Genomic DNA, 9,333 nt, shown 5'->3' with positions numbered 1-9,333 from the left:
TGACTTGCGCCAAGAACTCGACCAACGTCGCCAAACCCGAACCCTGCAACGCCGCTTCCGTCAACACCCTGACGCTTACCTGGCACAGCTTGAAGCTGACTGGCTCCAGCTAACTTTGCCGCCGTAGTTTTTTTTAGCACCTGCCGAACGGTCTCATGCGACACGCTGTCGATATGCTCAAGCGCCACCAGCTTGTCCGCCAACAGCCGCAGCGACCAGACTGCCCTTCCTTCAGGTGGCTTGCTGCAAGCCAAGGCGATCAGCTGAGCCTCTTGTACACCATCTACTTTCCGCTGCCGCGCGCTTGATGAGGGGCGGCGATGAAGCGCTGCCTGCAAGCCTTCTTCGATAAACCGTCGGCGCACCCGCTCAACCGTAGAAACGCTCACCTCCAAGGCCTCACCAATCTGCTTGTCTTCCCAGCCTGGCCCGTTGCAACTCTGGTCGGCCTTCAACAGGATACGAGCATAGGTGAACTTGCGTGCCGCGGCTTTGCCTGTCCCTATGAGTTCCTCCAGCGTGCCGCGCTCAGCCTTGGTCATGGTCACAACGTAGCGTTTGCCCATCCTTATGCCTCTTTTCCATGTGGCTTTACAACAGCATCAGCGTACCCGCTTTGCCCTCCATCTGCCAAATATTCCTTGACGGACTACTAGTGGGCCTCACCTATGGACGGCGTCATCCGGCGTCTGGGCGCGGACGACCTGCCGCAACTCTATAGGATGCGCGAGATCAGCTTTCTCGACACCAGCGACCCGGACGACCAGAACCTGCGCGCGGTCCACGAGCGCCTCCTGCCCTACCGGCGGGGCCTGTTCGTCGGCGACCTGTTGAGCAGCTCCGCCTCGCTGCTGCCCTTCGAGATGTACCTGGGCGGCAAGCTCGTCGAGATGGGGGGCTGGCCAGGGTACAGTCGGCGGCCGAGTTCCGCCGCCGCGGGCACGTGCGGGCGCTCCTGCACCACCTCTTGGAGGAGCTCAAGGCGGACGGCGTCGGCTTTTGCTTAGAGTACCCCTTCGACCCGCGCTACTAAGGCCGCATGGGCTGGCAGAGCCTCATGAACGGCCTCTTCGTCAGCCTGCCGCTGGAACGGCTGCCCAAGCCGCGCCATGTCGAGGCCCGGCGGCTGGAGGCCGAGGCGGCGGCGGAGCGCTTGGAGCCGCTGCACCGCCTCTGGGCGGCGCACTACAACGGCCCGCTCGCCCGCGGCCCCAAGGCCGCGCGCCCCTTTGGCGAGGTAGTCCAGCGGCCCTGGGAGACGCGCCCTAGGCCCGTCTACGAGCTCGACGGCGCCTACTGCGTCATCGAGCTCGCGCGCAAGGACGGCGAGACCGAGCTCACCGTCGTCGATTACGCCTTTGCGGGGCCCGAGGGACGCAAGAACCTCTTGGCCTTCTTGAGCCTCTTCTCAGGCCAGGCCGGGGTGGTTCACCTTCACCTGCCCAGCGACGACCCGCTCGCCGCCGACGGCCAGCCCTTCATGCGGCCCAACCACCACAACGTCCAGGCGCGCGTCGTGGACGTCAAGCACGCCCTGGCGGCGCTCTCGCCCACGACCGGGGCGCGCTTTTCGCTGCGCGTCCACGACGACTTTTGCGCCTGGAACAACACCACGACCCTGCTCGAGTTCTCGCGGGGCCACCTGGACCTCAAGCCCTGGGCGCAGAGCCCCGACGTGGACATCGACGTGCGCGGCCAGGCCGCACTGCTGATGGGCGGCCTCACGGCCGGAGCCGCCCTGAGAAGCGGGCTGCCAGCGGCGAGCCGGAGCCGCTTAGGGCGCTCGCCGCGCTCTCGGGAGGGCGGCCGGTGTTTATGCCCAGGGCGGACTATTTCTAGCGCTCGCCTTCGCCAGGGTGCGGGGGGCGGTCGCCGCCTTTGTGGACATCAGCGAGCGCAAGAGGGCGGAAGAGGAGCGGCGACTGCTGGAAGGCGAGCATAGCGCCCGCCTCGAGGCCGCCCTTGGGCAAAACATAACCGGGAAGGTCCATCTCCCGCACCAGGGCGAAGAAAACGACCGGCCTCGAGCCTGACCACCACACCGCCGACCGATAGGCGTTCAGATAGGTCCGGCGGCCGTCCGTACCAGCTCTCATCGATCATAAATTTGACCAGTACATGAGCCGATCCGTAACCGGATTGGCAGCTTCGAAGCCGAAATGCTCATAAAAACCTACCAGGCCGCTTCCGTCGATGAGGTAGACGCCCAGGTATTTGCCTTCGGCAAACGCAAGAAGCCTCTGCAAAATGCCCGAGGCGACGCCCCGCCTTTGGAAAGCCGGGTGGATCATGAGGTCCAGGAGTTGAGCCGTGTACGGGTCAGCGAGGATACGACCAAAGCCGACCAGTTCACCCCCGGTCCGAGCCGTCACATGACACGCCGACATCTGGAGCATTTGACGCGTCTTCTCCACCGTCCGCTGTCCCACGGCGTTCCAACCGACGGCGGCGTAAAGCGCATTGACTGCCCTGGCATCGAGATCCGGATCGTTGACGGCAAAATGAACGTCTGCCATTCCCTTGGCCCCTACTCTTGCACCGCCTCCAAAAACCACTCCGGCAAGCGCTTGCTCTGTCGCTTGAGGAAACTGCCGAACTCGGCGTCGAGCACGTAGGTGACGGCAAAGTCGTCGCGGCTTCTGACGCTGCGGCCATAGGCCTGGACCACCGTCAAGCAGGTGCGCCAGTCGTACCAGGCGGCGTCTAGAGCCTTGCGCCGCGCCACCTGCGAGTCGCCCAAAAAGGGATAGGGCACCTTGCAGATGACCTGCCAGCGCGAGAGGTCGCCCGCTAAGTCGATACCCTCGGTCATGCTGGGCGTCAAGAGCACCGTCGGCTCGGGGCTGCGGCTGTGCTGCGCGAGCGCCTCGTCGCGGCCCTCGCTGCTGTAGTGGGTGACGAGGCGCCCCTGGTGCTTCGCGGGCAGGTTGCGGGCGATATAGGCGGCAATCTTGTAGGTGTGGCTGTGGATGAGGCCCTTGTCGCCCGGGTGCGAGTCGAAGAGGTCGGCAATCTCCGCGACGAGCTTGGGCAGGTCCTTTTCCTGGTGAAAGCGCGTCATGCGCGCCACCGGCCGCGGGTAGATGGGCCGGTGCTCGGGCGGGAAGTCCGAGGCGACGCGGATGATCTCGGCGGCCTCCAAAGGAATGCCCAGGCTGCGCAGATAGGTGGGCGGATCGAGGATGGTCGCCGAGAGCATCAAGACCTTTTCACCGAAGCCGAAGAGGAAGTCCTCGGCGAACGACGCCACCGTCACCGGCTTGAAAACGAGCGCTTGGCCGTCCCTCGTGACCCGGCGCTCGACCACCCACTCGACGTCGTTTTCCTCGCGGCTGTACTCGAGCAGCCTGAGCCGCGCGAGCTGGCCGTCCAGCCACTGCTTGTTCTGCATCTGCGCCAGGGCGACGTCGCTGGGGAGCTTGTCCTGTTTTAACACGCTCTCGAGCTCCTTGCCGCGCTTCATCACCTTGGGCAGGAGCTCGGCGGCGAACTCGAAGTACTCGAAGTCGTCGATCACGTGGGGGATGGGCTCGGCCAGGCCAACCCGGGCCAGCGCCCACTCCGAGAGAGTCAACTCGATAAAGCCCATCAAGGACGCCTCGGCGTTGTGCGCCTCGTCGAGCACCAGCAGTTCGCGCGGCCCGAAGCCCCCGGCGTAGTTGAGCTCGGCCAAGTAGTAGGCGTAGTTCATGATGACGCCGCTGGCGGCCATGGCGTCGTCCTTGGCGACGAAGTAGGGACAGTCGTCGCACTGCGGAAACTTGCGCCCGATGAGGCAAGGCGCGGCGGCGGCGTGGGTGTGGACGACCAGGCAGGGGTAGTTGCCCCGGCCTTTCATCAGCGCGAGGTCGGGAAAGTCGCGCAGGTACTGCTCCTGCAAGATCTTCTGAGCGGTGAGCACATAGGCGCTGGCCGCCTCACGGGCTAGCGTCACGGCGATGGCCGACTTGCCCGCGCCGGTGGGCGCCTCCAAGACCACGAAGCGCTTGCCCCGCGCAAAGGCCGCCTTGGCCGCTTCGATGGCCTCGAGCTGGCCCCTGCGGTAGCTCTGGTAGGGAAAAAGCCGCGCCACGCTCCAGGCTAACACGCGGCGCGAGCGGCGAAGCAGCCTTGCATCCTTCCCTCGAGCCCCTGTAAGTCACCCCGGTGCCTGTAAGTCACCCCGGTGTTTGTAAGGCACCCCGTTGCGTCACGCTGCTCGCGTGCGTATGACTGGGCATGAAGCTAAGACACCTCGGCTACGCCTGCATCAACTTGAGCTTAGGCTGCACCACCGGCCACACGCTCCGCCTCGCCAACCTGACCGCGGACAAGGTCGGCGGCGTCATAGCCGACAACCTCAACAACCTGGAGAGCATCCTCGAGTGGAACCTAGCACGCGGCATCCGTTTCTTTCGCGTCTCCTCGGAGGTCATTCCCTTCGCCGGGCACGCCAGCTTTCCCATCGTCTGGCAAGAAGCCTTCGCCGCCAGGCTCGCGGAGATAGGCGCGTTCGTGGCGGCAAACGGCGTCCGGCTCTCCGTGCATCCCGGCCAGTACACCGTGCTCAACTCGCCGCGGCCCGAGGTGGCCGCCTCGGCGCTGGCCGAGCTCGAGTACCACGCCCAGTTCATCCGCGGCGTGGACCCGGCCCAGGGCACGGTGACCCTGCACGTCGGCGGCGCCTACGGCGACAAGGCGACGGCGAAGGCGACCTTCAGAGAGAACTTCGTAAGGCTCTCGCCGCTGGCACAGGCGACGCTGATCCTGGAAAACGACGACAAGGTCTATCACGCGCTCGAGGTTCTGGAGCTCTGCGAAGCGCTCGGCCTGCCGATGGTCTTCGACCTCTTCCACCACAAGTGCCACCACAGGGGTGAGAGCTGGCGCGAGGGCCTCATGCCGCTGCTCGCGCGCGTCGTGGCCACCTGGCAGGGCCGCGCGGAGGGCGGCGTACCCAAGTTCCACCTCTCGTCGCTCAAAGCGGGAAGCAGGACGAGCCACGCCGACACCATCGAACAGGCCGACTTCGAGGAGTTCGTGGCGCTGCTAGCGGGTATCGGCGACGACGAACCTTACGACCTCATGCTCGAGGCCAAGCTCAAGGACAAGGCGCTGCTGGGGCTACACCAACCCCAAACCGCTCGGCCGGTGAGTCCTTAGCTCGGCTCGCGCCGGTCCTGCCGCCGCTGCAAGGCCTGGACGTGACGGATGACGCGCCTGATGTCGTCGATGCATTCCTGCAACAAGCGGGCGTCCCCGGCTTGCTTGGCCTCGTCGACGCAGTGCCGCAAGCGGACGACGGTCAGCTTGAAGAGGCTGTTCGGGGCCAACTGCTGGTAGGCGTTGCTCTCCAGCATGGGTGCAAACTCCCGCTCGAGCCCGCTTAATTCTTCGAGCAGCTTGTCGATAGCTGGCCTCCCTAAGGCAGTCTACTCCTCCGGCGCGCCCGTCAACGAAACAAAAGTCAACCGGCGGGCTGACTTTAGGTGAGGCTATCTCTTGTGTGGTGCCTGGTGTGTGGTGCCGAGGATGAGACTTGAACTCACACATCCTAAACGGATACCAGCCCCTCAAGCTGGCGCGTCTACCGATTCCGCCACCTCGGCAGGTGACCGAGAAAGGATGATACTGCCTGGCCGAGAGGGTGTCAAGGCTTGACGAGGCTAAACCGGCCCTAGGCCACCACCGCCTCCGGCTGTGTCCTGGCGCCGACGGCCCCCAGCAGGAGCCTGAACGGCGCGAAGTGCTCGGGGTGCTCCAGGTAGCTCATCTCCGGGTGCCACTGCACGCCCAGAAGAAAGCGCTCGTCTTCGCCCTCGAGCGCTTCCACCACGCCGTCCGCCGCTCGACCGACGGCGCGCAGGCCGCTGCCCAGCCGGTCCACGGCCTGGTGGTGAAAGGAGTTGCTCCTGAGGCGGGTCGCCTCCAGGGCCCGCGCCAGGCGCGACCCCGGCTCGAGCGTGACGCTGTGCGAGAGCGCCGGGCCGCGGTTGGACTGGGCGTGTTGCAGCGTGCCGCTGAGCGAGGGCAGGTCCTGGTGGAGGCTGCCGCCCTCAGCCACGTTCATGAGCTGCACGCCGCGGCAGATGCCCAGGATCGGCAGCCCGCGCGCCCGTGCGGCGCGGTAGAGCGCGAACTCGAACACGTCGCGCTCCGTTTCGACGTACTCGAGCTTAGTGTGCGGCTCCTCGCCGTAGTAAGCGGGGTCGATGTCGCCGCCGCCCGTGAAGAGCACGCCGCCAATCCCGTCCAGGTAGCGTTCGGCCAGCTCGGGAGCCAGGTTGCCGACCATAAAGGGCAGGCCACCCGCCTTCACCACCGCCTCGGAGTAGTTCTGGCCGGTCATGCTGCTGGTGCGGCGCAGCGGCATGTCGTGAAAGAAGGAGCGGGTGGTAAGCAGGATGCGGGGGCACGGATTCGTCATCCCTGAAGCTTAACAGAGCCGGAGGTTGTCAGGGTGCAACTGTTCTGCTCCAAACCCCAAAGGCGGTGAGCGTCACAACGTCGGGCTCTCGCGAATGCGATAGAATGCAACGTCTCAATGCCTTGGCGGCAGACTCGACAATCCCTGCCACGGCCGCTCGGCCTCATGAGGAGCACCCTATGAAAGCCATGCACAACCTGCTCGAACTGCCCCCCGGCGCCAACGCCCCGCACAGCGTCAACGCCATCATCGAAGTGCCCAAGGGCAGCGCCAACAAGTACGAGTACGACGACAAGCTCGGCGTCTTCCGCCTGGACCGCGTCCTCTACAGCCCCATGCACTACCCCGGCAACTACGGCTTCGTGCCGAGCACCTTGGCCGAGGACGGCGACCCGGTAGACATCTTGGTCTTGAACGACCAGCCCATCTATCCCGGCACGCTCCTGGAAGCCCGGCCCATCGGCTTTTTGGAGATGAGCGACGAGAAGGGCCGCGACCAGAAGGTCCTGGCCGTGTCGATCGGCGATCCGCGCTACCAGGAGTACATGTCCCTAAAGGACGTGACCAGCCACCGCCTGCGCGAGATCGAGCACTTTTTTGAGATCTACAAGGAGCTCGAGGGCAAAGAGACCGTAGTCGAGGGCTGGCACGATGTCGAGGACGCCAAAGCGATCATCATGGACGGCATCGAAGCCTTCAGGAAGCCTGAAACGAGCCTCAGCCGCTAAGGGCGCGGAGAGCGGCCTGCTCGAGCGTGATGCTCTTACACCCCGGCGTCATCCGCGGCGCGGTCCTCTTACGGCCGGTGGTGCCCTTTGCGCCCGAAGCGCTTTCTGACCTCTCCGGGGTGCCAGTCTTTATAGGCGCCGGGAGGCACGACCCGATGGTGCCGGTTGAAAACGCCGAGCGTCTGGCGGCCCTCTTTAAGGAAGCGGGCGCCGACGTCACCCTGCACCTGCAAGACGCCGGCCACACCCTGAGCGACGAGGAACTGCGCGCGGCGCGCCGCTGGCTCACCTCGCTTGAGCGTTGAGCACAACGCCGACTTGGCCTAAAGGAGGTCTACCATGACGCAACTCAGCCACGCGCAACTCGAGTACCTGATCCAGTTTATCCAACCCGAGAAAACCTTAGCCGGCCTGCCCGGCGCAGCAGCACTCGATGACGCGCTTCTGGCCTCGCTTTTCGGGATCGATGTCAAGACCTACTCAGGCATCAAGGCGGCGTTTCGTGGGCACGCCCGTCAAGTAGCGCAAGAACGAGGTGGGGCAGGCCACCGGCATCCTCGGCCAGCAGTAGCCACCAGCAGTATGAGGAGAAGGCGATGAGAGAAGCTGAGACCTGGCCCGAGCTGCCGCCGCTCGAGGCGTGGCAGGACACGTTCGAGACGCTGCACCGCTGGTCGCAGGTCATCGGGAAGGTTCGCCTCGTGCAAACGCCGTGGATCAACCACTCTTGGCACGTCCCCTTTTACGTCACGGCGCGTGGGCTGACGACCTCCTCCATCCCCCACGGCACCCGCGCCTTCGAGATCGACTTCGACTTCATCGACCACCGGCTGCACATTCGGACGTCGGCGGGCGAGCACCGCTCCTTCGCCCTGAAGCCGATGTCGGTGGCGGACTTCTACCGGAAAACCATGCGGTCCCTCGGCGACTCGGCGTCGAAACCCGGATCTGGCCGATGCCCGTCGAGATTCCCGATCCCATCCAGCCCTTTCCCGAGGACGAAGACCATGCGGTGTACGAACCGGAGCCGGCCGAGCGCTTCTGGCGCGCCCTGCTGCAGGCCGACCGCGTCTTCACCGACTTCCGCGCCCCCTTCATCGGCAAGGTCAGCCCGGTACACTTCTTCTGGGGCGCTTTTGATCTGGCCGTGACGCGCTTTTCCGGGCGGACCGCGCCGAAGCATCCGGGCGGTGCTCCGAACTGCGCCGACTGGGTGATGCACGAGGCGTACTCGCACGAAGTCTCGAGCGCGGGGTTCTGGCCGGGCTCGGGGCTGGGCGAGGCCGCCTTCTACTCGTACGCTTACCCCGAGCCGGACGGCTTCCGGGAGTACGCCGTGCGGCCGGAGGCGGCCTACTACCACAGGGAACTTCGCGAGTTCATCCTGCCCTACCAGGCCGTGAGGACGGCTGACGAACCCGACACCGTGCTGCTGGACTTCTTACAGAGCGCCTACGAGGCGGCGGCCGATCTCGCTAGTTGGGACCGGAACGCACTGGAACGCGAGGCCGCGCCGGCATAGCCTCGCGCTCCGGGCGCATCCCATTTCCCCTACGGCACGAGATGCTACCAAGCCTTTTCGGAGAGAATTTGGACCAGTTGCTCTTGGGTGAGGGCTAACGGTTAGCCGCCGAGGCCGACGTTGTTCTTCTCGAGTGCTCTTTCAGCGCGGTAGCTGCTTCTCACGAGCGGCCCGGAGACGACCTCCAAGAAACCCTTGTCGAGGCCCCACCGGCGGTAGCGAGCAAAGTCCTCGGGCGGCACGAAGCGCACCACCGGCAGGTGCGAGGGCGTCGGGCGCAGGTACTGGCCGAAGGTGACGATGTCGACGTGCGCGGCGCGCAGATCGTCCATCGCTTCCAGGATCTCCTCCTCGGTTTCGCCCAAGCCGAGCATCAGGCTGGTCTTGGTGAGGAGGTCGGGGCGGGCCCCCTTGGCGTACGCCAAAACCTCCAGGGTCTGCTCGTAGCCCGCCCTGGGGTCGCGCACCGGGTGGGTCAGGCGCCGCACCGTCTCGAGGTTCTGGGCGTAGACCACCACGCCGGAGTCCAGGACGAGCTGTACGTGCTCGAGCCTGCCCTGGAAGTCCGGTGTCAGAGCCTCGACCGCCGTGCCTGGACATTGGCGCTTGATCTCGCGGACCACCGCGGCGTAGTGGCTCGCCCCGCCGTCCGGCAGGTCGTCGCGATCCACCGAAGT

General features: G+C 65.4%; 12 protein-coding genes, 1 tRNA gene and 1 pseudogene. 7 read left to right on the top strand and 7 right to left on the bottom strand.

What is annotated here, in order from left to right; translation table 11 throughout:
* The coding region (locus M3498_04410) for a helix-turn-helix domain-containing protein (GenBank protein MDQ3458539.1) at positions 1-566 on the bottom strand (566 nt) is incomplete at its 3' end.
* A 102-nt stretch (positions 567-668) separates the two neighbouring features.
* On the opposite strand from M3498_04410, the gene M3498_04405 reads away from it, so the two are divergent.
* On the top strand, positions 669-1,007 hold the full coding sequence (locus M3498_04405) for a GNAT family N-acetyltransferase (protein ID MDQ3458538.1): 339 nt from the start codon (positions 669-671) through the stop codon (positions 1,005-1,007).
* Between the two features lie 32 nt (positions 1,008-1,039).
* Positions 1,040-1,942: a sterol carrier protein domain-containing protein gene (locus M3498_04400; GenBank protein MDQ3458537.1), complete on the top strand. Its 903-nt coding sequence runs from the start codon at positions 1,040-1,042 to the stop codon at positions 1,940-1,942.
* Between the two features lie 157 nt (positions 1,943-2,099).
* On the opposite strand, the gene M3498_04395 is transcribed toward M3498_04400, so the two are convergent.
* Together M3498_04395 and M3498_04390 are read right to left on the bottom strand one after the other, a co-directional pair.
* A complete protein-coding gene (locus M3498_04395; protein ID MDQ3458536.1) occupies positions 2,100-2,516 on the bottom strand; it encodes a GNAT family N-acetyltransferase in 417 nt (138 codons plus the stop codon).
* 11 nt (positions 2,517-2,527) lie between these two features.
* On the bottom strand, positions 2,528-4,072 hold the full coding sequence (locus M3498_04390) for a DEAD/DEAH box helicase family protein (GenBank protein ID MDQ3458535.1): 1,545 nt from the start codon (positions 4,070-4,072) through the stop codon (positions 2,528-2,530).
* 146 nt (positions 4,073-4,218) lie between these two features.
* Between M3498_04390 and uvsE the strand changes: the two genes are divergently transcribed.
* Positions 4,219-5,142 carry a UV DNA damage repair endonuclease UvsE gene (gene uvsE / locus M3498_04385; protein MDQ3458534.1) on the top strand — a complete coding sequence of 308 codons (924 nt, stop codon included), beginning with the start codon at positions 4,219-4,221 and terminating at the stop codon, positions 5,140-5,142.
* On the opposite strand, the gene M3498_04380 is transcribed toward uvsE, so the two are convergent.
* The 3 genes from M3498_04380 to M3498_04370 all read right to left on the bottom strand — a co-directional run bounded on the left by M3498_04380 (position 5,139) and on the right by M3498_04370 (position 6,406).
* Positions 5,139-5,339, bottom strand: a complete 201-nt coding sequence (locus tag M3498_04380) for a hypothetical protein (protein MDQ3458533.1) — start codon at positions 5,337-5,339, stop codon at positions 5,139-5,141. The genes uvsE and M3498_04380 overlap by 4 nt on opposite strands.
* A gap of 161 nt (positions 5,340-5,500) precedes the next feature.
* Positions 5,501-5,588 (bottom strand) — tRNA-Leu (locus M3498_04375).
* Between the two features lie 68 nt (positions 5,589-5,656).
* The gene (locus M3498_04370; protein ID MDQ3458532.1) at positions 5,657-6,406 is read right to left on the bottom strand and encodes a gamma-glutamyl-gamma-aminobutyrate hydrolase family protein; all 750 of its coding nucleotides are present in this window, start codon (positions 6,404-6,406) and stop codon (positions 5,657-5,659) included.
* 188 nt (positions 6,407-6,594) lie between these two features.
* Between M3498_04370 and M3498_04365 the strand changes: the two genes are divergently transcribed.
* From M3498_04365 to M3498_04350, 4 genes and pseudogenes are all read left to right on the top strand, one after another.
* Positions 6,595-7,134, top strand: a complete 540-nt coding sequence (locus tag M3498_04365) for an inorganic diphosphatase (GenBank protein ID MDQ3458531.1) — start codon at positions 6,595-6,597, stop codon at positions 7,132-7,134.
* Positions 7,135-7,160: 26 nt separating this feature from the next.
* Positions 7,161-7,439, top strand: a complete 279-nt coding sequence (locus M3498_04360) for a dienelactone hydrolase family protein (GenBank protein ID MDQ3458530.1) — start codon at positions 7,161-7,163, stop codon at positions 7,437-7,439.
* 34 nt (positions 7,440-7,473) lie between these two features.
* Positions 7,474-7,734: a hypothetical protein gene (locus M3498_04355; GenBank protein MDQ3458529.1), complete on the top strand. Its 261-nt coding sequence runs from the start codon at positions 7,474-7,476 to the stop codon at positions 7,732-7,734.
* Positions 7,731-8,656 (top strand): annotated as a pseudogene (locus M3498_04350) (DUF5996 family protein). Before M3498_04355 ends, M3498_04350 begins: the two are co-directional and overlap by 4 nt.
* A gap of 101 nt (positions 8,657-8,757) precedes the next feature.
* Here the strand turns inward: M3498_04350 and M3498_04345 are convergent.
* On the bottom strand, positions 8,758-9,333 hold a 576-nt coding region (locus tag M3498_04345), incomplete at its 5' end, for a lipoyl synthase (GenBank protein MDQ3458528.1).

Source organism: Deinococcota bacterium (assembly GCA_030858465.1).
GTDB lineage: Bacteria > Deinococcota > Deinococci > Deinococcales > Trueperaceae > JALZLY01.
This window is presented reverse-complemented; position numbering and strand designations above follow the sequence as displayed.